Raw genomic sequence first — 26903 nt, 5'->3', positions numbered from 1 at the left:
CGCTAGCGGACGTGATGAGTCTTTAGTTGCAACAACGATCTGTACAAGCGACTTTCGGCTGGTTGTCAGCCCGCGAGCGCGAAAAGCTCCTCCGACCGGCCAGACGACTTGAGCAGCGCCAGCGACTGCTTCTCCAGCTGGCGGATCCGCTCACGGGTCAGGCCGAGCTCCTCGGCGACCTCCTGGAGGGTGCGCTCCCGCCCGTCCTCCAGGCCGAACCGCAGCCGCATGATCCGGCCCTGCCGCTCGGGCAGAACGTCCAACAACGACCGCACGCCCTCGGAGAACGCCTGGCGCTCCACGAGTTCCGGCGCGGACACGCCGTCGGTGTCCTGGATCAGGTCGGCCAGCACCGAACCGCCGTCGTCACCGACCGGCGTCTCCAGCGACACACAGGTGCGGGAGGCGTCGAGCAGGTCCTGCACGCGGCTGGGCGAACACTTGTGCTCAACAGCGATCTCTTCGACCGTGGCCTCACGGCCCAGCGCCGCGGAGAGCTTCTGCGCGAGGCGCTTGAGCTTGTTGACCTCCTCCACGACGTGCACCGGCAGACGGACCGTGCGGGTCTGGTCGGCCAGACCGCGTTCGATCGCCTGACGGATCCACCACATCGCGTAGGTGGAGAACTTGTAGCCCTTGGCGTAGTCGAACTTCTCGACCGCGCGGATCAGACCGAGGTTGCCCTCCTGAACGACGTCCAGGAACGGCAAGCCGCGGAACGAGTGCTTCTTCGCGACCGACACGACCAGGCGCAGGTTCGCGCGGATCATGTGGTCCTTGGCGCGCTCGCCCTCCGCGACGATCCGGCGGGGCAACCGCGCCTCGTGCAAGGTGTCACCGGACTGCAGCAGGTGGGCGGCGTAGACGCCCGCCTCGATGCGCTTGGCGAGGTCGACCTCCTCCGACGCGGTGAGCAGCGGCGTGCCGCCCACATCGCGCAGGTACTGGCCGACCAGGTCCGCGTCCTGCTGTCCGGACGCGCGGTTCTTCAGATCTGCAGGCATGACAAATCCCCCCGTTTCCGTTGGCAGGAGTGGCAGCCGGACGCGAGGTTTCGCGTCGGCCATCCGGTTGCCCCTTCGGGTCAACCGCCGCAGGCGATTCGGCGCGAAGCGGTGGCCGGATGGCCGACTCCCAGGCGAAACTCGCCGCCGTCTGCGGAGCAGCGGCAATCGAACACCGCTGCCTCATGTGTAACGGTTCAGTGGCCTTGGTCATTCCGCGGTTCGGCCTGTGACCTCAGCCTCACCTGCGTGATCGCGTGGTGCTCGACCTCCAGCACCTCGATCCGCCAGCCGGAGACGTGCACCACGTCACCCGGTTCCTCCGGGATCCGGCCGAGGATCTGCAGCACCAGGCCGGCGATCGTCGCGTACGAACCGGGTGGCGGATCGCGCAGCTCGACGCCCACGTCCACCAGGTCGTGCACCGGGAACGTGCCCGGCAGCTCGATCGAGCCGTCCGCTTCCGGCCGCACCGCGACCACGTCCGGGTCGGTCTCGTCGTAGATCTCACCGACGATCTCCTCGAGCAGGTCCTCCAGCGTCACGATGCCGCCGACCGCGCCGTGCTCGTCGACCACCAGCGCCATCTGCTCGTGCTCTGTCTTCATCCGCCGCAACGCGTCCACCACGCGCAACGAGTCCGGCAACACCATGGCCGGGCGCGCCACATCCGGTAGCCGCGCGTCGTCGTCGAGCAGATCGCGCAGGTTCACCACGCCGATCACGTCGTCCAGGTGCCCGTCCTTGGTCACCGGTGCCCGTGAATGTCCCGACCTCGCCAGGACTTCCCGCGCCTGCACCGTCGTCAAACCTGCGTCGAGCGCCGTCACAAGCCGCCGCGGCACCAGGACCTCGCGCAACAGGCGTTCGTGGATCTCCAGCGCACCCGTCATGATCTCGCGTTGCTCCGGGTTCAGATGCTTTTGCACGGCAACGAGATCGCGCAGCTCCTCCGGCGACATCTGTTCCTCTTCGACCTCCGGGTCACCGCCGAAGACCCGCACCACGAGGTCGGTCGACTTGCTGAGCAGCCACACCACCGGCCGCGACACCGCGGACAGCAGGTCCAGCGGCCGCGCGATGATCCTCGACCAGCGCACCGCGTACTGCATGGCCAGCCGCTTCGGCGCCAGTTCCCCGAACACCAGGGTCAGAAACGTGAGAACGATCGTCACGAGCGCGATCGCGACGCCGTTCGCCGCTCCACCAAGGAACTCCAGCAACGGCACGATGGGCTGCGCGAGAGAGACTGCGGCGGTCGCGGAAGCGAGGAATCCGGACAGCGTGATCCCGATCTGGATGGTCGCGAAGTACCTGTTCGGATCACGTGCGAGGCGGACGAGCGTGCGGTGTCCTTCGCGTTCCAGCGACCGCAGCTGACCCTCCCGCAACGACACCAGTGCCATCTCGCTGCCGGCGAACGCCGCGTTCAACAACACCAGCACCCCGACCAGCGCGAGGTTGAAGCCGTACCCGTCCACACGTTTGGGGTAGCACGCGTGGTGGTATTTCGCGACCTGACGGCCATCTTGAGCAGCCAGGAGGCCTCAGCGGAACGAGGTGGGGACATCGACATGGAAACACCGCAGGTGCTCAGTGCCTCGGTGAGAACCCTGCACACCTTGCCCGAGGAGAAACCCGACCTGGCCGCGATGCGCCGATGGGTGGGGGCATTGCTGGGAGATCTCCCGGAGGACGTGCGGCTCGACGTGCTGCTCGTGTGCACGGAACTCGCCAGCAACGCCTATGAGCACGCCGACGGACCACGGACAGTGCGGGTGCATCGGCACGAAGACTTCGTTCGGATCGAGGTGGACGACCACACGCCGGCTGACTTGCCTCAGCTCGGCGAGTCGCGGCTCGGCGACTCACGCGGCCGTGGCCTGATGTTGATCGCCCAGCTCTCCCGTTGCTGGGGTACGCGTGCCTTCCCGGGCGGTAAGACCGTGTGGTCAGAGGTGAGCGCATAGTTCGTCTGTGCGTTTCGCACAGAAAAGTCATGACAGCGCACGGATGGGTCTTGCCGGGAGTTTCTTCGACTCTCAATGCATGACAACAGCGATGAAAGCAGCGGCTGCGGCGATGAAGCCGCTGGTGCGCCACGGCGCGAAGATGCTCCACCTGACTCCCGACGCGCACCCGGTGCTCCGGGCGTTCGGTCATCACTGGCCGACGTGTGTCGCTCTGGCGGTGTCGTTCGACTTCTGGCAGACGCCGCTCGTGCCTCCCGTTTGGACGCTTCTGCTGTGCCAGGCGGCCTATCTGTTCTGGGGACGTCGTGCGCCACGGCTGCAGCTCGCGGTGTTCGGTGTGTACGTGGCGTTGGCTGCGGTGGTTCTCCTAGTGTCCGCGGACGTCGGCGTGCTGCTGATCGCACTCGGGTGGGGCGCGCACGCCGTGTGGGATCTGGTGCACCACATCCGCAACGCCGTCGTGCCGCGCTGGTGGTCCGAGTTCTGCGGGGTGTTCGACCTGGTCATCGCGGTCACGATCCTGCTGAAGTGGTTCTAGTCTGATGGCGATGAACGATCTTCCGCACACCGCGCTGCGCTGGACCCTGCACGCGCTGTGGCTGGGCTCGCTGGTCGTGCCGCTGGTCTCGGTGCTGCGCGACCCGTCGGCCCTGCGCTGGCTCGGTGTGCTGGGCCTGCTGGTGCTGGCCGTGGCGTACGCGGTGGCGCTGCGCGAGGGCAGGCTTTGGGTGCTCGTGGCCGCTGTCGTCGTGTCGATTCCGCTGGTGGCGCCCGCGGGTCCGGACGAGCTGTCCACCTGGGCGTGGATCGGCGGCGGCGCGGCCGGATTCGCTCCCCTGCTGCTGACCGGAGCGTGGCGCTGGCTGGCGGCGCTCGGTGCGGTGGTGCTCGCGGGGCTGGTGGGGTTCTTCGTCACCCGCGACCACACGACGTACCAGATGATCGCGGCCGCGGTCGGGGTCACGATCATCGCGATGGCAGGTTTGCCGATGTGGTTCGCGAACCTGCTCGAGCAGGCACGGGCCGGCCGCGAGGCGCGCCTGGAGCTGGCGGTGAGCGAGGAACGGCTGCGGTTCGCCCGCGACGTGCACGACCTGCTCGGCCATCGGCTGACCGTGATCGCGTTGAAGGCCGAGCTGGCCGGGCGTCTCGCCTCCTCGGATCCGGAGCGCTCGGCCGCGGAGGCGTTCGAGGCACAACGGCTGGCGTCCTCGGCGCTGGGCGAGGTGCGGGACGCGGTGCACGGCTACCGCGCCGTCGATCTTCCTTCGCAGCTCGAAGCGGTGCGCGACGTGCTGCAGGAGGCCGGGATCCGCTGCACCGTGTCCGAGGTGCCGGTGCACGGCGAGGGCGCCACCCAGCTGGCGTTGGCGTTGCGCGAGGCCTGCACGAACGTCCTGCGCCACAGCAACGCGACGTGGTGCATGATCGACATCGCCGACGAGGACGGGGAGGTGCGGATGACCGTGACGAACGACGGCGCCGAGAAGCCTTACCGGGAGGGCAACGGCATCCGCGGCATGCGCCTGGGCGGCCGGGTGACCGCCGAGCTCTCGTCGAACACCTTCACGCTGCAGGTCGTGGTGCCCGCGTGATCAGGGTGCTGCTGGCCGACGACGAGGAGCTGATCCGCGACGCCCTCGCGGCCCTGCTCGACCTCGAACCGGATCTGGAGGTGGTGGCCCGCGCCGGTGACGGCCGGGCCGCCGTCGCGGCCTCGCTGGCCCATCGCCCCGACGTGGCCGTGGTCGACCTCCAGATGCCTGAGCTGGACGGCCTGGAGGTGACTCAGGAGCTGGCGCGCGTGTTGCCGTCGTGCGCGGTCGTGATCCTGACCGGGCGGGGCCGGCCTCCGCACCTGCAGCAGGCCCTGCACGCGGGCGCGAAGGGCTTTCTGCCCAAGGGTTCCCCCGGCGGCACCCTGGCCGACGTGATCCGCCGCGTGCACTCCGGTTCGCGCTGGGTCGACCCGGCTCTGGCCGCCGACGCACTGGCCGCGCCGCCGTGCCCGTTGACGCAGCGGGAGCTGGAAGTGCTGCGGCTCAGCGAGTTCGGGACGCCGGTCGCGGAGATCGCGACGCGCACGTCGTTGTCCGCGGGGACCGTGCGGAACCACCTGTCGGCGGCGGTGGCCAAGCTCGGGGTCGGTGGCCGGGCCGAGGCGTTCAAGCTCGCCCAGGAACACGGCTGGCTGTAGTTCCAGGCGGCCGCTCGCGCTGCCGTCGTGTCGTTCCTGGCTGCTCGATCGCGGCGTGATCAGTCAACCTCGAACGCGACGACGTGATGGCACCGAGCGAGTTCCGCACCGACGTGCCCCCACCGCGGCTCCGCGGCCACTGGGGACGACGGCCACCACGCGTTGATCGAGCCCTGGTTCTCCGACCGGGTCGAGACTTCCGCTTGTCACGTCGCCTGTGGACAGTCCACATTGGCCGGCGACCGGTCGTTCCACGTGGGCATCCGGTGCGGCCTGCTGGACCGAATTCCGCGCCACATCCCGGGCTGCGCGCCCTACTCGCCTGAGGTCAGCACGTCGAACGCGTGCCTGCGGTGCTCCGCGAACAACTTCAGCGCCCCGTCCACGTTGCCCAGCCGCAGCGCCGCCGCCAGCTCCCGGTGCTCCTCACGAATCTGCTCCAGGTACCCGTCCGTGCTCACGTTGACCCGCGTGATCAGGAACAGGTGCACCTGCGACCGGATCGCCTCCCACGCACTCGCCAGTCGTGAGTGGTTGGCAGCGGCGTACACGGCGTCGTGGAACGCGATGTCGCACCGCACCATCTCGTGCGGCGTCTCGGCCCGGTCCATCTCCGCCGCGGCCTTCTCGATCAACGAGAGCTCGGCGTCCGACGCCTGATCCACCACCCGCCGCACGGCCAGCACCTCCAGCGCGCCGCGCAGGCTGTCCAGTTCCGCGACGTCCTGCAACGACAGCGCGGTCACGGTGGTCCCGCGATGCCACCCCGCGCGCACGACACCCTCGTGTTCGAGCTTCTGCAAAGCCTCGCGCACCGGCCCCCGGCTGACCTCCAGGGCCTCCGCCAGCTCCACCTCACGCAGCGCGCTCCCCGGCGGGTAGCGGCCGTCGAAGATCGCCTCGCGAATCGCGTCCGCGACCTCCGTGCTGAGGCTGCGGCGGCGGGCCGGACCCATCTTCGAAGTCATGTCGCAATGTTAACAACACCACAAGCTGCCTGGTTGTGCGATTGTCGGGATGTCGTAATGTTGACATTAGGACAAGCCCAAGAGACTGGAGCCGCAGTGACCATCCCCCGCTTCCACCTCGCCATGCCGGTGGACGACCTGGACGCCGCCCGCACCTTCTACGGCGAGACCCTCGGCCTGCCCCAGGGCCGCAGCTCCGACACCTGGATCGACTGGAACCTGCACGGCCACCAGTTCGTCACCCACCTCGCGCCGAAGACCGAGCGCGTGCACAACCCGGTCGACGGCCACGACGTGCCGGTCCCCCACTTCGGCCTGGTCCTGACGGTCGAGGACTTCCACACCCTGGCAACCGAACTCACGAACGCCGGCACGAAGTTCGTCATCGAGCCGTACGTCCGGTTCAAGGGCGAGCGCGGCGAGCAGTGGACGATGTTCCTGTTGGACCCGGCCGGCAACGCACTGGAGTTCAAGGCCTTCGCCGACGACTCGATGGTGTTCGCGGTCTAACCCCAAGGGTTCGTAAAAATCTTGCACGACGCGCAAGTTTCGGTAGCGTGGAGGTGACGCCGAGCCACGACCCGGTCACCCCGGGTCAGACAGGAAGAGGCCACCATGACCACGGCCGAGCGGCAGCGCAGCGCGCAGGAGCTCATCCGCCCGCAGCTGCCCGCGGAACTCACGCAGCGCGGGAAGTGCCCGTTCGACCCGGCCGCCGGGCTGACCGAGCTGAGCGGGCAGGGGCGGGCAGGGGCGGGTTCACCGGATCGAGCAGGACGGCGAGACGGTCTGGCTCGTCACCGGGCACGACGAGGCGCGGGCGGTGCTCGCGGACCCGCGGATGAGCTCGGACCGGATCAACAGCCCGCGGGCGCGCAAGCTCATCTCGCCCGAGCTGCACGCCAAGATGTTCCCGCCGGAGCGCCAGGCGGGGTCGTTCATCTTCATGGACGCCCCGCAGCACACCCACTACCGAAGGCTGCTCACCGGCCAGTTCACCGTCCGCAGGATGCGCGACCTCAAGCCCCGCGTGCACGAGATCGTCACCGCCCAGCTCGACGCGATGATCGAGAAGGGACCGCCGGCGGACCTCGTGCAGGACTTCGCACTTCCGGTGCCCAGCCTCGTGATCTGCGAGCTGCTGGGCGTCGACTACGGCGACCGCGAGGAGTTCCAGCGCCGCACGTCCAAGCTGCTCAGCCTCAAGACGACGGTCGACGAGCAGATCGAGGTCGGCACCGAACTGCGCCGGTTCATGCAGGGCCTCGTCCAGGACAAGAAGCGCAGCCCCGGCGACGACCTGCTGTCCGGACTGATCAACGACACCGACCTCGACGACGAGCTCACCGGCATCGCGAACCTGCTGCTCATCGCCGGACACGAGACCACGGCGAACATGCTGGCGCTCGGCACGTTCGCGCTCCTCGAGCACCCCGAGGAGTTCACGAAGCTGCACGACCACCCCGAACTGGCCGAGAACGCCGTCGAGGAGCTGCTGCGCTACCTGTCGATCATCAGCATGGGAGTCGCACGGCACGCCAAGGAGGACGTCACGCTCGGCGGAGCCACCATCCGTGAAGGCGACACCGTCGTCATCTCCGTGCCCGCGGTGAACCGCGACGAGACCCAGTACCCAGACCCGCACGAGCTGCGCGTCGACCGGCCGCGCGGGCACCACGTGGCGTTCGGGCACGGCATCCACCAGTGCCTCGGTCAGCAGCTCGCCCGCGTCGAGATGACCGTCGGCTTCACCGAACTGCTGCGCAGGCTGCCGACCCTGAAGCTCGCCGTGCCCGTGGACGAGGTGCCACTGCGCACCGACATGTCGATCTACGGCGTGCACGCGCTACCAGTCACCTGGTGAACCCGGTGCTGAGCTGGTCGATCATCCCCTCGACCAGCTCGGCGGCCGTGTAACGCTCCGAAGCGGCCGGCGTGTCCAGCCACCACTGCACGACCGCGCGCAGTGACGCGAGGATCGTCGAAGCCGCCACCGCCGGATACGGGTCGTCGGCGACGTCGACGCCCAAGCGGGAAGCGATCACCGCGGTCAGTTGCTGTTCGCGCGCGGAGTAGGCCGCCAGCACGTGCGGCAGCAACGCCGGTGTGCGGCGCAGTTCGCGCAGCTGACGCAGCCGGTCGAGGTCTACGTGCTGCGGGTAGATCGAGTGCAACGCCCCGCGCAACGCGACCAGCACCGGTTCGCCGGCGGGCCGCAACTCGAACTCGCGCACGAACGCCTCGGCCATTGCCGTGTCGCCCGCGACGACCGCCTCTTCCTTCGACGAGAAGTAGTTGAAGAACGTCCGCAACGACACCCCGGCGGCCCGCGCGATCTGTTCGACCGTCACACCGTCCAGACCGTGCTCGACGCACAGGCTCCACGCCGCGTCGCCCAGCGCCTCTTTGGTCGCCGCCTTCTTGCGTTCACGCAGGCCCGTCATGGCGGAAAGGTTAGTGCGATGCGCGCAATCCTTCGTCGCTAGACGCACCTGTACCGGAAATTGGTGTAGACCTTGCTACGCGGTGACGACCTCACTACGGTCCGTGAGACCGCTCTCACAGACCCACGGAGGACCGGGTGCGCCTACTCGGAGTCGTCGTACTGGCCGGGGCCCTGCTCACCGCCGGCCAGGCTCATGCCTCTCCCACAAGAGGAACAACCGCGCCCGCGATCACCCTCATCACGGGCGACCAGGTGCTCACCGGCCAGCGGGCGGTCAAACCGGCAGCCGGTCGTGAGCACGTCCTGTTCACCACCTACACCGCGCAGGGCCACGAGTACGTCGTGCCGTCCGACGCCATCCCGCTGATCGCGAACGGCAAGCTCGACGAGCGCCTGTTCGACGTCACCGAACTCGCCACGTACGGCGGCGCCCTGCCCGTGATCGTCACCTACCCCGAGGGCACGCTCAGCGCGCAGTCCGGCCTCCAGCTGCGCAGCATCAACGGCGTGGCGTTCGACGCCGCCAAGACACCGCTCGTCGGTGGGCTCAAGGCGACCGGCGCGGAGAAGATCTGGCTCGACGCCAAGCGCAAGGCCGACCTCGACCGCAGCGTCGCCCAGATCAACGCGCCCGCCGCCTACGCCGCGGGCTTCACCGGCAAGGGCACCACGGTCGCCGTCCTCGACACCGGCGTCGACCAGACCCACCCTGACCTGGCAGACCGCGAGATCGCCGAGCGCAACTTCACGGCCTCCCCCGACGCCGTCGACCGTTACGGCCACGGCACGCACGTCGCGTCGATCATCGCGGGCACCGGTGCGAAGAGCGGCGGCAAGTACCGCGGCGTCGCACCGGACGCACGCATCCTCGACGTGAAGGTGCTGGGCGACAACGGTTCCGGCCAGGACAGCGGAATCATCGCCGGCATGGAGTGGGCGGTCGAGCAGGGCGCCCAGATCGTCAACATGAGCCTCGGCGGCTTCGACACCCCCGAGATCGAGCCGCTCGAAGAGGCCGTCAACCGCCTGAGCGCCGACAGGGGCACGCTGTTCGTGATCGCCGCCGGCAACAGCGGCCCCGGTTCGAGCACCCTCGGCTCCCCCGGCACCGCCGACGCCGCGCTCACCGTAGGCGCCGTCGACGACCAGAACCAGATCGCCGAGTTCTCCAGCCGTGGCCCGACCAAGGCAGGCACGCTCAAGCCGGACCTCACCGCACCCGGCGTCGGCATCGTCGCCGCCCTGCACGCACACGGCAAGATCGGCCCGCCGGTCGTCGAGGGCTACACCTCGCTCGACGGCACCTCGATGGCCACCCCGCACGTCGCGGGCGCCGCAGCCCTGCTGCACCAACAGCATCCGGGACTCAAGGGCGGCGAACTCAAAGCCCGCCTCACCGGCAGCACCACCCCGACCGAGAAGCTGACCCCGTTCGAACAGGGCTCCGGCCGCGTCGACGTCGCCAAGCTGATCAAGCAGAACGTGACCTCGACCCCGACCAGCATCAGCTTCGGCACCCACCAGTGGCCGCACACCGGCGAACCCGCGCTGACCAAGGAGATCACCTACACCAACGCGGGCACCGAGCCGGTCACGCTGAACCTCACGACCGAGACGACCGGCGCGCTCTTCAGCATCTCCCCCAGCACCTTGACCGTGCCCGCGGGCGGCTCCGCGACCGCCACCGTCACCGCGGACATCGCCAAGCAGCCCGCCGGCGGCGTCCTGGGCGGCGCCATCGTCGCGAGCGGCGTGCGCACCGCCGTCGTCGTCGACCTGGAGACCGAGAGCTACGACGTCAAGATCACCGGTACCGAACGCTCCGGCGTCACCACCACGTCGACCTTCGCGTTCCTGATCAACGTCGACACCGGCGCCCGCGTCTGGCCGAACAACGGCGTCGCCCGCCTCGCCAAGGGCCGCTACATCCTCACCGGCAGCGTGATGTCTTCGTCTGGCGCCTACACCCACGACGTCATCAACTACCCGAACCTCACGGTCACCGGCGCGGCCTCCATCAACCTCGACGCCCGCGCAGCCAAGCCGGTCGACGTGAAACTCCCGGTCACCGCACAACTCTCGTTGCTGCAGACCGGTTTCGAACGCGTCGTCAACGGCACCAGCTACACCATCGGCAACTTCTCCGTCGGCGGCTCCGTGGCCCATCTCGGCGTCGCAAGCCTCGGCCCGGACTCCAACGAGGTCACCGGCAAGATCGCGACGTTCTGGAACGCGGGCCCGGACTTCTACGGACTGGCCTGGTACCGCAAGGGATCGGCGCCTTCGGGCCTGACCAAGACCGTTCAGAAGAAGGACCTCGCCACGGTCCGCGTCGACCTGGCTGCCCTGAAGGAAGGCGAGAACGCCACCATCGGCCACACCTCGTCACCCGAGGGCCGCGCCGACTGGGGCTACGGCTCGCTCGACAACCTGGCCCCCGGCCCCCGTACCGAGTACTACGGCGGCGAGGGCGGCGACTGGTCGCGCAGGTTCAACCTCTTCAACGCGACCGGCAACACCGGCGCCCTGGACGGCCCGCTCAAGCACTACCGCCCCGGCAAGACCTACGTGGAACCGTTCAACCGCGCGGTGTTCGGCCCGGCCCTGCCCCCGACCCGCGACATCCCGCACACGTTCCGCACCGGTGACTTCGTCCGCATCACCATCCCGCTCTACGGCGACAACGCGGGCAACGCCGGCTACGCCCCGGTCACTGAGGCGAGAACAACGCTCTACCGCGACAACGTCAAGGCCGGCGAGACCGCCGAGGCGGGCTGGGGCCTGTTCGACGTGCAACCGGGCGCCGCGTCCTACCGCGTCGAGACCACCGCAACGCGCGACAACCCGCTGAGCACCCATGTGTCCGGCGTCTGGACGTTCACCAGCGACACCACCCCGAAGCAAACCGCGCTGCCGCTGTCCGTCATCCGCTTCACCCCGCAACTCGACGACAACGGCACCGCGCGCGCCGGCCAGATGCTCGCTGTACCGGTGTCGACCCAGTCGCAGACCGGTTCGGTGCGCGTCACGTCCGTCGAGGTCTCCTACGACGGCGGCCAGACGTGGCGCCACACCCCCATCACCAGCAACCGCGTGCTGCTGGCACATCCGAAGAACGCGAAGTCGGTCTCCCTGCGCGCCAAGGCTTCCGGCAGCGGCCAGACCGTGGAGCAGACCATCGTCAACGCCTACCTGCTCCGCTGATCCTTGAAATCCCCCCTCGGCCGCCGTGCTCACCCCTCACGAGCACGGCGGCCGAGGCTCATCTGACAACAGGGACGGTAGAAGCTTCAGTTAGCTGGAGGTCAAGCCCCGTCGCGTGACAGGTTCCGCTAGGTTGGAAACGTCGAACTGGGGCGACGACGGGGGCTGCGCAGTGCGGGAACTGACCGACGAGATGGTGGTCGATCACCTTCCACCACCAGAAGCGGCTGACACACCGGCAGACGTCCACATCCCGGGCCGCCACGTCACCGCGACCGCGAGGCACCCCGACGGCCGATTGGCCGTCATCACGTGGTCGGAACCGAAGATCGATCCCGGCCTGCTCAACCCCGCCCTGCACGTGATCGAGAACGGCCAGATCACCGACCTCGGACCGACACCAGCCGACGCGAGCTCACCGGCGTGGTGGGGCGACGAGATCGTCTACCTCGCGCTGACCCCACCACACCTGCAGGGCGGCAACGCCGTCTTCGACCAGCGCCACCGCAACCTCACCGCAGGACTCCAGGTCTGCCCGGTGGACCTGGTCCAGCACGACGGCCACGCGCCGATCATGGTCGTCGCCGCCGGTCTGGACACCGAGTTCCACCGCCTCGGAGAAGGCCTGCTGGCCCGCATCACGGGAGCGCACCGGCCCCGCGGCGGCCTCCCGATCGACAGCATTCCGTGGGGCACCCAGGAGCGCCTTCGCTACCAGGCGCGGGATGGCCTCGACCTCGACGGCCTGTTGGTGCTCCCGGTCGGCAAGACAAGAGATGATGGCCCGTTTCCGCTCGTCACCCTCGTCCACGGCGGCCCGTACGACCGCTGGACCGACGACTTCCAGCTGCACTGGGTGCCGTCCGCGCAGTGGTTCGCGCACCAGGGGATCGCGAGCTTCCTGCCCAACCCCAGGGGCAGCCTGGGCAGGGGTCACGAGTTCGCGCAGGCAGTCGAGAAGCGCGTCGGCCAGGAGGAGTGGCACGACATCGAGACCGGCATCGATCTCCTGGTCAGCCAGGGTGTCGCCGACCCGGACAGGCTCGGCATCGCGGGCTGGAGCCACGGCGGCTTCATGGCGGCTTGGGCGACCACGCAGACCGACCGGTTCAAGGCCGCTCTTGTGGGCGCGGGCATCTCCGACTGGCCGAAGCAGATCGCGACGGGCGAGTGGGGCGCGTTCGAAGCGGCGCTCGGGGACAGCGCGGAGCACAGCCCGATCACCTACGCGCACAGGATTCGCACGCCGTTGTTGATCGTGCACGGCGCAGACGACACCAACGTGCCGCTGGAGCAAGCCGAACTGCTGCACGCGGCCACGAAGCACTCCGAACTCGTCGTCTATCCCGGCGAGGGCCACTCGATCAGGCAGCGTGAGCACAGGCTGGATCTGCTGAACCGAGCCAGAAGGTTGTTCGCGAAGCTCTGAAACTTGCGCAAACCTTACGCAAGCCCTGCAAGTCACAGGCAAACTGACGCAAGCGAACGCATCGAGATCGAATCAATTTCTTGGGCACGTTCGGGTACGAACCTCCCGGACCACAGTCCGCACCGGTGCTGGTGATCGCACTTGCGCATCGTGCGGCACCGTTCGGATACGCGAACCGCGACCCGTCTTTCCTGTTCAGAGGCGGATGTCGCAAATTTGCGCAATCACGTCGACATATTGCGGTAATCTGCTGGGCACTTCTACGGTGAGGCGCGCCACACCCCCTCGCGTCCCCACCGAGAAGGGCCAAGCACGCCATGTCATCGACGACACGCGCTCGCTCACGCCTAGCGCCCCTGCTGGCTTTAACGCTCACCGCGGCAACGCTCGTCACGAGCCCACCGGCCCAAGCCGCTCCCGCGAACATCGATCTGCCCAAGCAGACCCGCATCGACCAGGTCACGCTCACGGCGGCGAAGAACAGCACGGAGACCTTCGCCATCCAGACCAGTCTCGACGGCAGAGGCTGGTCGACGCTCGTCGCGGAACAACCGCACGCCTTCAAGAACGGCAAGATCACGTTCCAGGTCGACCCGACCCTCGCGAAACACGTCCGCGCCACCAGGACCACGGCCAAGCTCGACGTCCGTGAGGCCGCCGCCAGCGCGAAGCTGCAGGCGAGCTACACGGCCAGCAGCAGCAACCAGAGCTACACGCCGGGCAACGCCGGCGACGGCGACCAGGCCACGTACTGGGAGAGCGCGAACAACGCGTTCCCCCAATGGATCCAGGCCGACCTCGGCTCGGCGATCAAGGCCGACCGGGTCGTCCTGAAGCTCCCCACGGCCAACTGGGGCACCCGCACCCAGACCCTCGCGGTCCAGGGCAGCACCGACGGCAGCAACTTCACGGATCTCGTCCAGGCAACGGGTTACGAGTTCAACCCGAACGCGAGCAACACCGTCACCATCGACTTCACCGCCGCGACCACGAGGCACGTCCGGCTGCGGATCACCGCGAACACCGGCTGGCCGGCGGGCCAGCTCAGCGAGTTCGAGGTGCACGGCCCCACCACGGGTGACACGCAGGCCCCCACCGCACCGGGTAACCTCGCCTTCACCCAGCCGCAGTCCGGCCAGATCCGGCTGACCTGGAACGCGAGCACGGACGACGTCGGCGTGACGAGCTACGACGTCCACGCCAACGGCTCCCTCAAGACCACCGTCACCGGCACGACGTACACCGACAACCAGCCCGACGGCCTCCGCGTGACCTACCACGTGATCGCGAAGGACGCGGCCGGCAACCAGTCCCCCGCCAGCAACTCCGTGACCCGCGAGGGCGCGGCCGGCGAGAACCTCGCGCAGGGCAAGCCCGTCACGGCCAACCACAACGTGCACAACTTCGTCGCCGCCAACGCCAACGACGGAAACCTGGGCACCTACTGGGAGTCCAACGGCTTCCCCGGCACGCTGACCGTCCAACTGGGATCGAACGCGGACATCACGTCGATCACCGCGAAGCTCAACCCGGACAGCATCTGGGGTGCCCGCACGCAGAACGTCGAGGTCCTCGGCCGCGAGCAGAACGCGACCGGCTTCACGAGTCTCGCAGCAGGACGCGACTACCGCTGGGACCCGGCAACCGGCAACAGCGTCACGATCAACGCCTCAGCCCGCGTCGCCGACGTCCAGCTGCGGTTCACGTCCAACACCGGTGCCCCAGGCGCGCAGGTGGCGGAGATCCAGGTGTTCGGCACCCCTGCCCCGAACCCCGACCTCACCGTCACCGGCACGTCGTTCACCCCGGCGAGCCCGGTCGAGACCGACCAGATCACCCTGAACGCCACGGTCCGCAACGCGGGCAACGCCGCCAGCGCGGCCACCGACGTGACGTTCTTCCTCGGCACCACCGCGGTCGGCACCGCGCAAACCCCGGCCCTGGCAGCGAACACCCAGGCGAACGTGAGCACCACCATCGCTGCCCGCCCGGAGGGTTCGTACCAGTACACCGCCAAGGTCGACGAGACCAGGAAGGTCGCGGAGCAGAACGAGGCCAACAACGCCCGCCTGCACCCCGATCCCCTCGTCGTCACCCCGGTACCCAGCTCCGACCTGGTCGCGGTGCCGGCCTGGTCGCCGAGCAACCCCGCGAACGGCCAGAACATCACGTTCGCGGTCGCGATCAAGAACCAGGGCACGATCGCATCAGCAGCGGGAGCTCACGGCATCACCGTCACGATCCTGAGCAACGGCCAGACCGTCCGCACGTTCACCGGCAGCCACACCGGCACGATCAACGCCGGCGCCACGACCGCGGCCGTCAACCTCGGCACCTGGCAGGCCGCCGACGGCCGGTACACGATCCGCACCACGATCGCGAACGACGGCAACGAGATCCCGGCCAAACAGGGCAACAACACCAGCGAGCAGTCGCTGTTCATCGGCCGCGGCGCCAGCGTTCCGTGGCAGCACGTCGAGGCCGAGGACGCCACCACGGCCGGTGGCGCGCAGGTCCTCAGTCCGAACAGGACGATCGGAGACCTCGCCGGTGAGGCGTCCGGACGCCGGGCCGTCACGCTCAACAGCACCGGTGCGTCGGTCGAGTTCACGACGTCCGCACCGACCAACACCCTGGTCACCCGCTTCTCGATCCCCGACAGCTCGGGCGGCGGTGGCATCACCTCGAACCTCAACGTCTACGTCAACGGCCAGTTCCACAAGGCCATCGACCTGACGTCGAAGTACATGTGGCTCTACGGCAACGAAGCCTCGCCCCAGAACTCACCGGGAGCCGGCGGCCCGCGCCACATCTACGACGAGGCCGGCGTGATGCTGAACTCGACGTTCCCGGCGGGCACGAAGATCAAGCTGCAGAAGGACGCGGCCAACACCACGAACTACGCGATCGACTTCGTGAACTTCGAGGACGTCCGGGCCGCGGCGAATCCTGACGCCGCACGCTATGCCGTGCCCGCCGGGTTCTCCCACCAGGACGTGCAGAACGCGCTCGACCGCGTGCGGATGGACACCACCGGCACGTTGATCGGCGTCTACCTGCCCGCCGGCACCTACCAGACCGCGCAGAAGTTCACCGTCTACGGCAAGGCGATCAGGGTGATCGGCGCTGGACCCTGGTTCACCAGGTTCCAGGCACCGACGAGCCAGGAGAACACCGACATCGGGTTCGACGCGCAGTCGTCCGCGAGCGGGTCGACGTTCAGCGGGTTCGCCGTGTTCGGCAACTACACGCAGCGCATCGACGGGCCGGGCAAGGTGTTCAACTTCGCCGGCGTGCAGAACATGACCATCGAGAACATCTGGGTCGAGCACATGATGTGCCTGTTCTGGGGCAACAACGTCGACAACAACGTGATCAGGGACAGCCGCATCCGCGACATGTACGCGGACGGCCTGAACATGACCAACGGGTCGGCGGGCAACCGGATCGCGAACATCGAGGCCCGGTCGACCGGTGACGACGCGTTCGCGCTGTTCGCCGCCACCGACGCCGGTGGCAGTGGTCAGCGGGACAACGTCTTCGAGAACCTCTCGGTGCTGACCCCGTGGCGTGCGGCGGGTCTCGCGGTCTACGGCGGCAAGCTCAACACGTTCCGCAACATCTACGTGGCGGACACGTTGACCTACTCAGCGGTGACGATCAGCTCGCTCGACTTCGGCTATCCGATGGAGGACTTCGGGCCGGAGCCGACGACGTTCAGCGGGCTGACGCTCGTGCGTTCCGGTGGCCACTTCTGGGGTGCGCAGACGTTCGGCGCGATCTGGATGTTCAGCGCTTCCAAGAAGTACACCGGGATCCGGGTGAGCGACGTCGAGATCATCGACCCGACGTACAGCGGAATCATGTTCCAGACCAAGTACAACGGCGCCCACGAGAACATCTTCCAGGACACCGTGCTGTCCAACATCAGCATCTCGGGAGCGCGCAAGAGCGGCGACGCGTTCGACGCGAAGTCCGGCTTCGGCCTGTGGGCCAACGAAATGCCCGAGCCAGGGCAGGGCCCGGCCGTGGGTGTCGTGACGATCAACGGCATCCGGTTCAGCAACAACTTCCGCGACATCCAGAACACCACAACCACCTTCACGATCAACATCAACTGATTTTCCCTGCCGTGTGAGGACAATTCAAAATGAAGAACGCGCTCTTGAAGCGTGCGGTGAGCGCTGCGCTCGTAACCGCACTGGCACTGTTCGGATTGACACCAACGGCAGGAGCCGCGGTCGTCAGACTGTCGGCGAACCTGACCTCGTCCAGCAACAACGGCCCGTACGGCCCTGGCAACGCCGGTGACGGCAACCAGGGCAGCTACTGGGAGAGCACGAACAACGTGTTCCCGCAGTGGATCCAGGCCGATCTCGGCGCCGCGAAGGACGTCAGCAAGGTCGTGCTGCGCCTGCCCTCGAACTGGGAGCAGCGCACGCAGACCCTTGCCGTGCAAGGAAGTCAGAACGGCTCGCAGTTCAGCGACATCTCCGGTTCCAGCGGCCGGGTGTTCTCACCGGCGTCGAACAACACGGTGACGCTGGACTTCGCGGCCACGAGTGTCCGGTACGTCCGCGTCACGATCACCGCGAACACCGGCTGGCCCGCGGGTCAGCTCAGCGAGTTCGAGGTGCACGGCGAGTCCGGACCGGTCGACCCGCCGCCCGCCGGTGACAACCTCGCGGCCGGAAAGCCCGTCGAGGAGTCCGGTCACGTCCACAACTTCTTGCCCGGTAACGCCGTCGACGGAAACCTGGGCACCTACTGGGAGTCCAACGGCCTCCCCGGTCACCTCACGGTGAAGCTCGGCTCGAACGCGGACGTCACCTCGGTCGTCGTGAAGCTCAACCCGGACCCGGTCTGGGGCGCGCGCACGCAGAACTTCGAGGTGCTGGGCCGGGAATCCAGCAGCACCGCGTTCGGGACCCTGAAAGCACGGGCGGACCACCGCTTCGATCCGGCCACGGGCAACAGCGTCACGATCCCGGTCAGCGGCCGGGCAGCGGACGTGCGTCTGCACTTCTACTCCAACACCGGCGCACCCGGTGGTCAGGTCGCCGAGTTCCAGGTGTTCGGTTCGGCCGCACCGGCGCCTGACCTGACCGTCACGAACCTGACGTGGACCCCGGCCAGCCCGAGCGAGGCCGACGCGATCAGGCTCACCGCGACGGTCCGCAACGGCGGCACGGTCGCGTCCGGCGCCACCACCGCCAACGTCACGCTCGGCGGCACCTCAGCGGGAACGGCCCAGGTCGGGGCACTGAACCCCGGCGCCACCACCACCGTCACCGTCGACGCGGGCCGCAAGGCCGCAGGCTCCTACGCGGCCGCAGCCACCGTCGACCCGGCCAACCAGGTCGCGGAAACGAACGAGGGCAACAACACCTTCACCTCCGGCTCTCCCCTGGTCGTCGGCCAGGCACCAGGCCCTGACCTGCAGATCACCGGCATCACGCCGAACCCGTCGTCCCCGGCGGCAGGTCAGCAGGTGACGTTCGCCGTGCAGGTCAACAACCGCGGCACGTCGGCAGCGGGCGCATCGGTGACCCGCGTGGTCGTGGGCGGCAGCACGTTGACCGCCAACACCGCAGCCATCAACGCGGGACAGACCGTGACGGTCAACGTCGGTTCCTGGACCGCCACCAACGGCGGCGTCACGGCCACTGCGACCGCCGACGCCACGGGGCAGGTCGCGGAGACCAACGAGAACAACAACACCGCGACCCAGTCCATTGTGGTCGGACGCGGCGCATCGGTTCCGTTCACGAGCTACGAAGCGGAAGCGGGCCGCTACCAGGGCGAACTGCTGCAGGCGGACGCCAAGCGGACGTTCGGGCACACCAACTTCGGCAGCGAGTCCAGCGGCCGCAAGTCGGTGCGGCTGAACAGCCAGGGCCAGTTCGTGGAGATCACCTCGACGGTCAGCACGAATTCGATCGTCGTGCGCAACTCGATCCCGGACGCCGCGGCCGGTGGCGGCCAGGAGGCGACGATCAGCCTGTACGCCAACGACCAGTTCGTGCAGAAGCTGACCCTGTCGTCGCGCCACAGCTGGCTCTACGGCACGACCGACGACCCAGAGGGCCTCACGAACCGGCCGGGCGGCGACGCCCGCAGGCTGTTCGACGAGTCGTCGCAACTGCTCGCGAACTCCTACCCGGCGGGCACCCGGTTCAAGCTCCAGCGCGACTCCGGTGACAACGCGCAGTTCTACGTCATCGACCTGATCGACCTGGAGCAGGTCGCGCCCGCCGCGCAGAAGCCGTCCGAGTGCGTGTCCATCACGCAGTACGGTGCCACTGCGAACGACCAGACGGACGACGCGGACGCGATCCAGCGCGCGGTGACCGCCGACCAGAACGGCGAGATCCCCTGCGTCTGGATCCCGGAAGGAAAGTTCCGCCAGGAGAAGAAGATCCTGACCGTGTTCAACAGCGGCGGCCACAACCAGGTCGGCATCCGCAACGTGAACCTCCGCGGCGCCGGCATGTGGCACTCGCAGCTGTTCTCGCTGACCCAGCCGCAGGACGCGGGCACGATCAACCACCCGCACGAGGGCAACTTCGGGTTCGACATCGACGACAGCACGCAGATCTCCGACATCGCGATCTTCGGCTCCGGCCGGATCCGCGGCGGCGACGGCGGCGCTGAAGGCGGTGTCGGTCTCAACGGCCGCTTCGGCAAGAACACGAAGATCACCAACGTGTGGATCGAGCACGCCAACGTCGGTGTCTGGGTCGGCCGCGACTACACGAACCTGCCGGACCGCTGGAACCCCGGCGACGGTCTGCAGTTCAGCGGCCTGCGCATCCGCGACACCTACGCCGACGGCATCAACTTCACCAACGGCACGCGCAACTCCACGGTGTTCAACTCGTCGTTCCGCACCACGGGCGACGACGCACTGGCGGTGTGGGCGTCGAAGTACGTGAAGGACCAGAACGTCGACGTCGGCAGTGGCAACGCCTTCCTCAACAACACGATCGCGTTGCCGTGGCGTGCCAACGGAATCGCCATCTACGGAGGGGCGAACAACCGCGCGGAGAACAACATCATCTCCGACACGGCCAACTACCCCGGCATCATGCTGGCGACCGACCACGACCCGTTGCCGTTCGGCGGCACGACGTTGCTCGCCAACAACGCCCTGCACCGCACGGGTGGCGCGTTCTGGGGTGAGGCGCAGGAGTTCGGCGCCATCACGCTGTTCTCTCAGAACCTGGCGATCCCGGGCGTCGTCATCCGCGACACCGAGATCCTGGACTCGACCTATGACGGGATCCAGTTCAAGGGCGGCGGTAGCGGCATGCCGGACGTGCAGATCACCAACGTCCGCATCGACAAGTCCAACAACGGCGCGGGCATCCTCGCGATGGCGCAGGCCAGGGGTTCGGCCCGTCTGACGAACGTCGTGATCACCAACTCCGCTGACGGCGACATCGTCCGCGAGCCAGGTACCCAGTTCGTCATCTCGTAGATCACATTTAGAGCCACCTCCGGCTGGGTATCCCCTGGCCGGAGGTGGTTTCTCATGTCCACGGTCGTGGTGGGTTTCGACGGCTCCGATCTGGCCAGGCGGGCGGTGCTCTGGGGCGCTGAGGAGGCTTCCCGGTGCGGCTCGGCCCTGCAGGTCGTCCAGGCGGTCCGAGCGCCCCTTCCCGAACCCGTCTTCACCCCGATGTCCATGCCGGTGCCCGAGTTCGTCACCGAGGAGACGATGAGCCGCGCTGCCGAGGACCACCTCGCCGAGCTGGCCGCCGAGATCAAGCAGGGCTGGCCCGGCCTCCAGGTCGACACGCACGTCCGCCTCGGCCGGCCGGTCGACGTCCTCGCCGGCGAACCCGGCGATCTGCTCGTGCTCGGCTCGTCCGGCCGCACCGGCATCGCCGAGATGTTCCTCGGCTCCACCGCCGCCGAACTCGTGTCGATCGGCGGCCGGCCCGTCGTCGTCACCCGCTCCGGACCGTTGGACGGGCGCGTAGTCGTCGGTGTCGATGGGTCCGAGACCTCCACCGACGCGATCGAGTTCGCCTTCGCCGCCGCCGCCCGCCACGGCCGTGAGCTGCTGGCCATCTACGCGTGGAACGACGTCGGCTGGGCCGAACTGCCCGAGACGGACTTCGACCACGTCCGCGTCGACCTCTCCAAGGTGCTGGACGAACAGCTCGCGCCGCACCGCTCCCGCCACCCCGAGGTGCACGTGGCCCAGGAGGTCGCGTTCGACGCTCCGGCCCGCGCGTTGCTCCAGGCGGCCGATGGCGCGGCACTCGTCGTCGTCGGCAGTCACGGCCGTGGCGCGGTGAAGCGTGCAATTCTCGGCTCGGTAAGCCACGCTGTGCTGCACCACGCGGCGTGTCCCGTCGCGGTGGTCCACCGGAGGTGACGTGAGATGCGCGGGTTAACGGCCGTGCTCCTGTGCCTGATGCTGGCTTCGTGCGGCGCGCAACAGGCGCCGCCCCAGGCTCCGGCGTCCAGCTCGCCGTCGTCCGACACGTCCACGCCCGACCTACCGGCTCCGCTGCCACCGTCGTCCACGCCGATCACGCCCACGCCCACGCCGTCACGGGCGTTGGAGCCGGGGATGACCGTGCGCGGAACGGTGTCGGGCGGCGTCGAGTCGGGCTGTCTGATCCTCGACACCGGCACCGCGCAGTACCTGCTGCTCGGCGCCGACCCCGCGATCGCGGTCGCGGGCGCCGAGATCGAGGTGACCGGACGTGCCCAGCCGGACCAGATGACCACCTGCCAGCAGGGCACGCCGTTCGCGGTGACGAAGACTCAGCGCGTGGGTTCTTGACCTCCAGCTAACTGCAGGTTCAAGAATCCGATCATGACGATCTGGATCTGTGGAACGTGCGGCGTCGAACATCCCGGCGGCGACCGGCCGCCGGCAGCCGACTGCCGCATCTGCACCGACGACCGCCAATGGGTGCCCGCGTCCGGCCAGGTGTGGACGACGCTCGGCAAGCTGGCCGCTGAAGGCCACGTGCTGGTGCACGAACAGCTGGAGCCCGGCCTGCACGTGCTGCACCGCGAGCCCGGGTTCGGCATCAGCCAGCGGACCCACCTGGTGCAAACGCCCGAGGGCAACCTGTTGTGGGATCCGCCCAACGTCGTCGACCAGCCGCTGCTCGACAAGATCGCCGAACTGGGCGGGGCCGCGGTGATCGTGGCGAGCCATCCGCACATGTACGGCTCCCAGGTCAGCCTCAGCCACGAACTCGGCGGTGTCCCGGTCCTGGTGCACTCCGCCGACCGCGAGTGGGTCCAGCGGGAGGACCCGGTGATCCGCGAGTGGTCCGGCACCGAGGAGGTCCTGCCCGGAGTGACCCTCGTCGAAGCCGGCGGCCACTTCCCCGGCGCCTCGGTCGCGCACATCGCGTCCGGAGCCGACGGGAAAGGCACCCTGCTGGTCGGGGACACGATGGTTCCGGTTCCGGACACCGGCTGGGTGACGTTCATGCGCAGCTACCCGAACCGGATCCCGCTGTCCGCCGGGCTGGTGCGGCGGATCGTCGAGCGGCTCGAACCCCATGCGTACGAACGCCTCTACAGCCTGTTGGACGGCGCGATCCTCGTCGACGCCAAGGGCGCCGTGCGCCGCTCCGCCGACCGCTACATCGCGTGGGTCAGCGGAGCGAACGACCACCTGGGGTGAGTCACTTGAGCGCGTCGCGGAGGAACGCTCCCGCCTGGTTGATCGCGGCCTCGGCGGCGTGCGTGCCTCGCAACGCGTTCAGCATCACGAAGTCGTGGATCGCGCCGGCGTACCGGACGGCGGTGACGGGCACACCGGCCTCGCGCAGCTTGTCCGCGTAGGCCTCGCCCTCGTCGCGCAGCACGTCGGCCTCGGCGGTGATGACCAGCGCCTGCGGCAGACCGGAGAGCTGTTCGGTGGTGGCCCGCAGCGGTGACGCGGTGATCTCGGCGCGCTCCACCGGGTTCGTCGTGTACTGGTCCCAGAACCACTGCATGCCGTCACGGCGCAGGAAGTAGCCCTCGGCGAACTGCAGGTACGAGTCGGTGTCGAAGTTCGCGTCGGTCACCGGGTAGAACAGCACCTGGGCCTTCAGCGCGACGTCGCCGCGTTCCTTGGCCTGCAAGGTCAATGCCGCTGCCATGTTGCCGCCGACCGAGTCACCGGCGACCGCGATCCGTGCCGCGTCCAGCCCGAACTCCTTGCCGTTGGTGGTGATCCACCGGGCGGCGGCGTAGTTCTGGTTGATCGCGACCGGGTAGCGGGCCTCGGGCGAGAGCGAGTAGTCGGGGAACACGACGGCTGCCTGGGCCTTCGTCGCCAGTTCGCGGACCAGGCGGTCGTGGGTGTGGGCGTTGCCGAACACCCAGCCCGCGCCGTGGATGTAGAGGATGACGGGGAGCTCGCCGGTGACGCCGGCCGGCTTGACCACGCGGATCTTGAAGCCGTCGAGCTCGACCCACTGCTCGTCGACCTCGGGCTTCTCGATCTCGCCCGACTGCACGTCGTCGACGGCCTTGCGGCCCTCCTCCGGGGCGATCTCGAACAGGAACGGCGGCTGCGCGGTGGCGGCGGCGAACTCGGCGGCGGCGGGCTCGAGAACTGGGCGCTTCATGGCTGCTCCTTCAGGTTGGTCCTTCAGGTCCGATGCCATGAAAGCTAGTACGCGATTAAATCGTGCACAACGTAACTGTCGCCTCACTCGTGCCGGGAATAGCTTCAGCCCTCGCCGAAACCAGTCGACGAGGGCCGAAGCGAGGGGTGGACGTCAGCCCACCGTGAAACCGGCTGTCGCTCCCGTGAAGCCGGTGATCCTTCCGGTCCAGCCGCTCTTCTCGTCGCCGTGGTGCACGATCCGATAGGTGCCCGCGGGCGTGTCCGCCGGGATCTGCCAGGTGATCGTGGCGTTCGAGAACGCGATGCCGACCCGTTCCCACTTGTAGCGCGTGGACCAGTCACCGTCATCGGCGACGCGCTGCCACTGGCCGTTCACCTGCCGCTGCACCTCCAGGAAGGTGTGGTTGCGGTGCAGGTTGTTCTTCGGGTGCCCGGTGACGAACACGGCCGTGACGGTCTCACCGCGCGCATAGGACGCCTTCGGCGCCGACAGGACATCGCCGTACTTCTTGTCCGCGGGCTTGTCGTCGAGCACGACACCGGTCTGCAGGTTGATGTCGGTGAACGGCGGCTTGCCCGGGTTCGGGCCGGCGGGCAGAGCGGAACCCGCCTTCATCGACGCCGCGAGCTTGCCCATCTCCTGCTGGTACGCGGGCGTGGTGTTGCGGCCGAAGAGGGTCGAGCCGCCCTCGTACTGCTGCGAGTCGTACTCCTCCGGCGTGGTGACGTACTGGCTGTAGTCGTTGGCGTAGCCCTGGATCAGGACGTTCTGCACCGGCACACCGAGCTCGGCCGCGACGGTCTTGCGAATGCGCAGGCCCGCGGTGATCGTGACCTCACCCGGCATCGCGATGAGGTGCAGCTGTCCGATGCGGACGATCTGCATCGGCACGATGTTCGGCGTCGCACCGATCAGACCCGTTGGCACCAAAGAGGCCTTCGGGAACTGGCAGTCCCGCAGCCACTGCGGGACCTCCATCTGCAGCGGCTCGAACAGCTTCTTCCACGGCGACTGCATGCCCTCGGAGAAGCCGGGGATCGCCGGGCCGTCCTCGACGCTGCCCGCGATCGTCGACGCGCCGACAACTCCGGAGCACGTCGTGCCGGACTGACCGGTGGACATGTATTTGCCCTCGACCTGGACGGCCGACATGTCCACGAACCGCATCCGGGAGTCGACCCCGCCGGAGACCGCGGTCTGCGGACCGTTGTAGATCTCCTGTGCCTTGCGGTTCTGCCGCTCGCCGATGATGCGGGCGTTCTCGAACTCGTTGTCGGTGGGGCCGGAACCGGGCTTCAGGTTGAGGTTCGGCGACATGTCGCCGGCGTTGGTGTTCGCGAACGTCGCCACGAAGCCCGCGGTGTTGTCCAGGTACCGCACGCCCTTGTCGTCGTGCTCCCACTGGTAGGCCGCGTAACCCTTGTTGTCCGGGCTGATCAGCGTGTTCGCGTTGGTGATCGACGTGTTGTGCGTGGCGAACCAGCTGATCGCGCCGACGTCGTTGCCGGACTGCCTGAACTTCAGCACGGTCATCTGCGGGTCGATGCCGGCGGGGAACGCGCCCTTGTCCGGGTTCTTGTCGAACGCGACGCGCGACCGGTTCACCGACGCGTTCGTGAGCTCGCCGAACCCGAGGCTGATCGAACCGGGCTTGAGGTCCTCGTGCGCCTCGACGACCGACTCGGTGATGCCGTCGACCACGGCGGCGAGCGCCTGGGGCTGCATGCCGAGGATCGACAGGTTGTAGGCGAGGTTGTGCGACTGGCCGCCGGGGCCGCTGTGCGTGTGCGTGGCGGACAGCAGCAGGTTCTCGCGGGTGTAGGTGCTGCCGTACTTGGCCTGCAGCTTGGTGAGCACGCCCTCCTGGACGGCGCGGAAGATCATCGCGAGGTCGGCGTTGACGTACGCGACCCGTTTGTTCGACGCCCGGTCGACCACGACGTAGGCCCGCGACCGCAGTCGCTGGTGGATGCCCGTCGTCTTCTGGTCGAACTTGGAGTAGCCCATCATGCCGTTCTCGGCGGCCGGGCCGGTGACGTCCGAGATGCCGCGGCCGACGAGGTAGGGCTCGGGTTCTGCCCACGCGAACGGGCCGCTGACCAGCGCGGCTCCTGCCAAGGCGGCGACGACCGTCAAGATTTTGGTCCGCATGGACACCCCGCTAAGTGAATTGGATTCACATTTCGGGTTGAACGGTAGGTGATCCAGACCACTTCGAGCAAGTCACCGCGAGTGCGTTGGCGGTGACCACGAGCAAGATTCCGGCCCAGTGGTGCAGCTCCAGCCGCTCCCCCAGCACCACGAGCCCGGCCAGTGCCGCGAGCACCGGGTGAACGCTCATCGCCAGTCCGAACAGGCGCGCAGGAACTTTCCTGAGAGCGATAACATCCACCGCGTAGGGCACGACGCTGCAGAAAACGCCCGCGCCGATCGCGTACAGGATCGACATCCCGGTCAGTTTCCCGTGCAGAACCAGCAGCACCGCGACCGGGACGTAGAGCGTCGCGGACATCGCGGTCGCGACGGCGGGCGCCTGCAGACCGGGCAGCCGCTGACCGACCAGCCGGTTGAGCAGGATGTAGGCGGCCCAGCAGCCGGCGGCCAGCAGACCGAGTCCGACGCCGAAGTAGTCGCTGGTGGGACCCGGCAGCACGAGCACGTACACGCCCACGGCCGCGATCAGCACGAAGAGGATGTCGCGGCGGGTTCGCGAGCCCGCCAAGGCGACCGCGAGCGGGCCGAGGACCTCCAGCGTGACGGCGAGCCCGAGACCGATGCGGTCGATCGCCATGTAGAGGCTGAGGTTCATGGTGGCGAACACCAGGCCCAGCGCGATCGTCGGCCACCACTGCGCCCAGGTGAATCTTCGCAGGTTCGGCCGGGCCATCGGGAGCAGGACCGCGGCCGCCACGAACTGCCGCACCGCCACCACGCCGGCCGGGCCGATGGCGGCGAACGCGTGCGCACCCACGGCCGCACCGAGCTGGTTGCTGGCGGCGCTCGCCGTGATCGTCGCGAATCCACCGAGGCTCTTCATGTCGCCCAGCCTGCGTCTGCGTCGTTGATACGGGAAATGCATTGGTC

The 26903-nt window shown here is 68.2% G+C and carries 20 protein-coding genes; 13 read left to right on the top strand and 7 right to left on the bottom strand.

The genetic code is table 11. The features are described from left to right. Positions 1–65: 65 nt before the first annotated feature. Both LFM09_RS06040 and LFM09_RS06035 read right to left on the bottom strand, forming a co-directional pair. Positions 66–1004, bottom strand: coding sequence for an RNA polymerase sigma factor RpoD/SigA (locus LFM09_RS06040; RefSeq protein WP_414095269.1), 939 nt, complete (start codon positions 1002–1004; stop codon positions 66–68). Positions 1005–1201: 197 nt separating this feature from the next. Continuing rightward, positions 1202–2485: a hemolysin family protein gene (locus tag LFM09_RS06035; RefSeq protein ID WP_414095268.1), complete on the bottom strand. Its 1284-nt coding sequence runs from the start codon at positions 2483–2485 to the stop codon at positions 1202–1204. Between the two features lie 93 nt (positions 2486–2578). Between LFM09_RS06035 and LFM09_RS06030 the strand changes: the two genes are divergently transcribed. The 4 genes from LFM09_RS06030 (at position 2579) to LFM09_RS06015 (ending at position 5174) form a co-directional block, all read left to right on the top strand. Beyond that, on the top strand, positions 2579–2974 hold the full coding sequence (locus LFM09_RS06030; protein ID WP_414095267.1) for an ATP-binding protein: 396 nt from the start codon (positions 2579–2581) through the stop codon (positions 2972–2974). 79 nt (positions 2975–3053) lie between these two features. Continuing rightward, positions 3054–3515 carry a hypothetical protein gene (locus LFM09_RS06025; protein WP_414095266.1) on the top strand — a complete coding sequence of 154 codons (462 nt, stop codon included), beginning with the start codon at positions 3054–3056 and terminating at the stop codon, positions 3513–3515. Positions 3516–3525: 10 nt separating this feature from the next. Then, a complete protein-coding gene (locus tag LFM09_RS06020; RefSeq protein WP_414095265.1) occupies positions 3526–4572 on the top strand; it encodes a sensor histidine kinase in 1047 nt (348 codons plus the stop codon). After that, positions 4569–5174, top strand: coding sequence for a response regulator (locus LFM09_RS06015; RefSeq protein ID WP_414095264.1), 606 nt, complete (start codon positions 4569–4571; stop codon positions 5172–5174). Before LFM09_RS06020 ends, LFM09_RS06015 begins: the two co-directional genes overlap by 4 nt. Before the next feature lie 314 nt (positions 5175–5488). Here LFM09_RS06015 and LFM09_RS06010 read toward each other — a convergent pair whose 3' ends face one another. Continuing rightward, positions 5489–6142, bottom strand: a complete 654-nt coding sequence (locus tag LFM09_RS06010; RefSeq protein ID WP_414095263.1) for a GntR family transcriptional regulator — start codon at positions 6140–6142, stop codon at positions 5489–5491. A gap of 57 nt (positions 6143–6199) precedes the next feature. On the opposite strand from LFM09_RS06010, the gene LFM09_RS06005 reads away from it, so the two are divergent. Together LFM09_RS06005 and LFM09_RS06000 are read left to right on the top strand one after the other, a co-directional pair. Next, positions 6200–6652, top strand: coding sequence for a VOC family protein (locus LFM09_RS06005; RefSeq protein ID WP_414095262.1), 453 nt, complete (start codon positions 6200–6202; stop codon positions 6650–6652). A gap of 331 nt (positions 6653–6983) precedes the next feature. Further along, positions 6984–8006 (top strand): cytochrome P450, encoded by a 1023-nt coding sequence (locus LFM09_RS06000; protein ID WP_414095261.1) that lies wholly within the window; start codon positions 6984–6986, stop codon positions 8004–8006. On the opposite strand, the gene LFM09_RS05995 is transcribed toward LFM09_RS06000, so the two are convergent. Further along, positions 7996–8586, bottom strand: coding sequence for a TetR/AcrR family transcriptional regulator (locus LFM09_RS05995; protein ID WP_414095260.1), 591 nt, complete (start codon positions 8584–8586; stop codon positions 7996–7998). The two genes, LFM09_RS06000 and LFM09_RS05995, sit on opposite strands and share 11 nt — an antisense overlap. 137 nt (positions 8587–8723) lie before the next feature. Here LFM09_RS05995 and LFM09_RS05990 point away from each other — a divergent pair, with 137 nt between their 5' ends. From LFM09_RS05990 to LFM09_RS05960, 7 genes are all read left to right on the top strand, one after another. Beyond that, positions 8724–11792: a S8 family peptidase gene (locus tag LFM09_RS05990; RefSeq protein WP_414095259.1), complete on the top strand. Its 3069-nt coding sequence runs from the start codon at positions 8724–8726 to the stop codon at positions 11790–11792. Between the two features lie 172 nt (positions 11793–11964). Then, positions 11965–13221 carry an alpha/beta hydrolase family protein gene (locus LFM09_RS05985; protein ID WP_414095258.1) on the top strand — a complete coding sequence of 419 codons (1257 nt, stop codon included), beginning with the start codon at positions 11965–11967 and terminating at the stop codon, positions 13219–13221. A gap of 317 nt (positions 13222–13538) precedes the next feature. Next, positions 13539–17342 (top strand): discoidin domain-containing protein, encoded by a 3804-nt coding sequence (locus tag LFM09_RS05980; protein WP_414095257.1) that lies wholly within the window; start codon positions 13539–13541, stop codon positions 17340–17342. A 29-nt stretch (positions 17343–17371) separates the two neighbouring features. Beyond that, on the top strand, positions 17372–20701 hold the full coding sequence (locus tag LFM09_RS05975) for a CARDB domain-containing protein (protein ID WP_414095256.1): 3330 nt from the start codon (positions 17372–17374) through the stop codon (positions 20699–20701). Between the two features lie 54 nt (positions 20702–20755). Then, complete coding sequence (locus LFM09_RS05970) at positions 20756–21607, top strand: universal stress protein (protein ID WP_414095255.1); 852 nt, start codon at positions 20756–20758, stop codon at positions 21605–21607. A gap of 6 nt (positions 21608–21613) precedes the next feature. Continuing rightward, entirely contained in the window at positions 21614–22021 is a 408-nt protein-coding gene (locus LFM09_RS05965) for a hypothetical protein (RefSeq protein WP_414095254.1), read from the top strand. 33 nt (positions 22022–22054) lie between these two features. Next, positions 22055–22882 carry a hydrolase gene (locus LFM09_RS05960; RefSeq protein ID WP_414095253.1) on the top strand — a complete coding sequence of 276 codons (828 nt, stop codon included), beginning with the start codon at positions 22055–22057 and terminating at the stop codon, positions 22880–22882. Between the two features lies 1 nt (position 22883). On the opposite strand, the gene LFM09_RS05955 is transcribed toward LFM09_RS05960, so the two are convergent. The 3 genes from LFM09_RS05955 to LFM09_RS05945 all read right to left on the bottom strand — a co-directional run bounded on the left by LFM09_RS05955 (position 22884) and on the right by LFM09_RS05945 (position 26856). Next, a complete protein-coding gene (locus LFM09_RS05955; RefSeq protein WP_414095251.1) occupies positions 22884–23816 on the bottom strand; it encodes an alpha/beta hydrolase in 933 nt (310 codons plus the stop codon). 153 nt (positions 23817–23969) lie between these two features. Then, positions 23970–25970, bottom strand: coding sequence for a neutral/alkaline ceramidase (locus LFM09_RS05950; RefSeq protein ID WP_414095250.1), 2001 nt, complete (start codon positions 25968–25970; stop codon positions 23970–23972). A gap of 25 nt (positions 25971–25995) precedes the next feature. Further along, complete coding sequence (locus LFM09_RS05945; protein WP_414095249.1) at positions 25996–26856, bottom strand: EamA family transporter; 861 nt, start codon at positions 26854–26856, stop codon at positions 25996–25998. Positions 26857–26903: the final 47 nt, after the last annotated feature.

Origin of the sequence: Lentzea alba, assembly GCF_047445655.1 — a bacterium.
In the GTDB taxonomy this organism is placed as follows: domain Bacteria; phylum Actinomycetota; class Actinomycetes; order Mycobacteriales; family Pseudonocardiaceae; genus Lentzea; species Lentzea alba_A.
The sequence above is the reverse complement of the archived record's forward strand: the minus strand, read 5'-3'. Positions and strand labels throughout refer to the sequence as shown.

Excerpts from the sequence above, each read along its gene's own strand:
- LFM09_RS06040 (WP_414095269.1), bottom strand. The coding sequence starts at position 1,004 with ATGCCTGCAGATCTGAAGAACCGCGCGTCCGGACAGCAGGACGCGGAC.
- LFM09_RS06030 (WP_414095267.1), top strand. The coding sequence starts at position 2,579 with ATGGAAACACCGCAGGTGCTCAGTGCCTCGGTGAGAACCCTGCACACC.
- LFM09_RS06025 (WP_414095266.1), top strand. The coding sequence starts at position 3,054 with ATGACAACAGCGATGAAAGCAGCGGCTGCGGCGATGAAGCCGCTGGTG.
- LFM09_RS06020 (WP_414095265.1), top strand. The coding sequence starts at position 3,526 with ATGAACGATCTTCCGCACACCGCGCTGCGCTGGACCCTGCACGCGCTG.
- LFM09_RS06010 (WP_414095263.1), bottom strand. The coding sequence starts at position 6,142 with ATGACTTCGAAGATGGGTCCGGCCCGCCGCCGCAGCCTCAGCACGGAG.
- LFM09_RS06005 (WP_414095262.1), top strand. The coding sequence starts at position 6,200 with ATGTTGACATTAGGACAAGCCCAAGAGACTGGAGCCGCAGTGACCATC.
- LFM09_RS06000 (WP_414095261.1), top strand. The coding sequence starts at position 6,984 with ATGAGCTCGGACCGGATCAACAGCCCGCGGGCGCGCAAGCTCATCTCG.
- LFM09_RS05995 (WP_414095260.1), bottom strand. The coding sequence starts at position 8,586 with ATGACGGGCCTGCGTGAACGCAAGAAGGCGGCGACCAAAGAGGCGCTG.
- LFM09_RS05980 (WP_414095257.1), top strand. The coding sequence starts at position 13,539 with ATGTCATCGACGACACGCGCTCGCTCACGCCTAGCGCCCCTGCTGGCT.
- LFM09_RS05975 (WP_414095256.1), top strand. The coding sequence starts at position 17,372 with ATGAAGAACGCGCTCTTGAAGCGTGCGGTGAGCGCTGCGCTCGTAACC.
- LFM09_RS05970 (WP_414095255.1), top strand. The coding sequence starts at position 20,756 with ATGTCCACGGTCGTGGTGGGTTTCGACGGCTCCGATCTGGCCAGGCGG.
- LFM09_RS05965 (WP_414095254.1), top strand. The coding sequence starts at position 21,614 with ATGCGCGGGTTAACGGCCGTGCTCCTGTGCCTGATGCTGGCTTCGTGC.
- LFM09_RS05960 (WP_414095253.1), top strand. The coding sequence starts at position 22,055 with ATGACGATCTGGATCTGTGGAACGTGCGGCGTCGAACATCCCGGCGGC.
- LFM09_RS05955 (WP_414095251.1), bottom strand. The coding sequence starts at position 23,816 with ATGAAGCGCCCAGTTCTCGAGCCCGCCGCCGCCGAGTTCGCCGCCGCC.
- LFM09_RS05950 (WP_414095250.1), bottom strand. The coding sequence starts at position 25,970 with ATGCGGACCAAAATCTTGACGGTCGTCGCCGCCTTGGCAGGAGCCGCG.
- LFM09_RS05945 (WP_414095249.1), bottom strand. The coding sequence starts at position 26,856 with ATGAAGAGCCTCGGTGGATTCGCGACGATCACGGCGAGCGCCGCCAGC.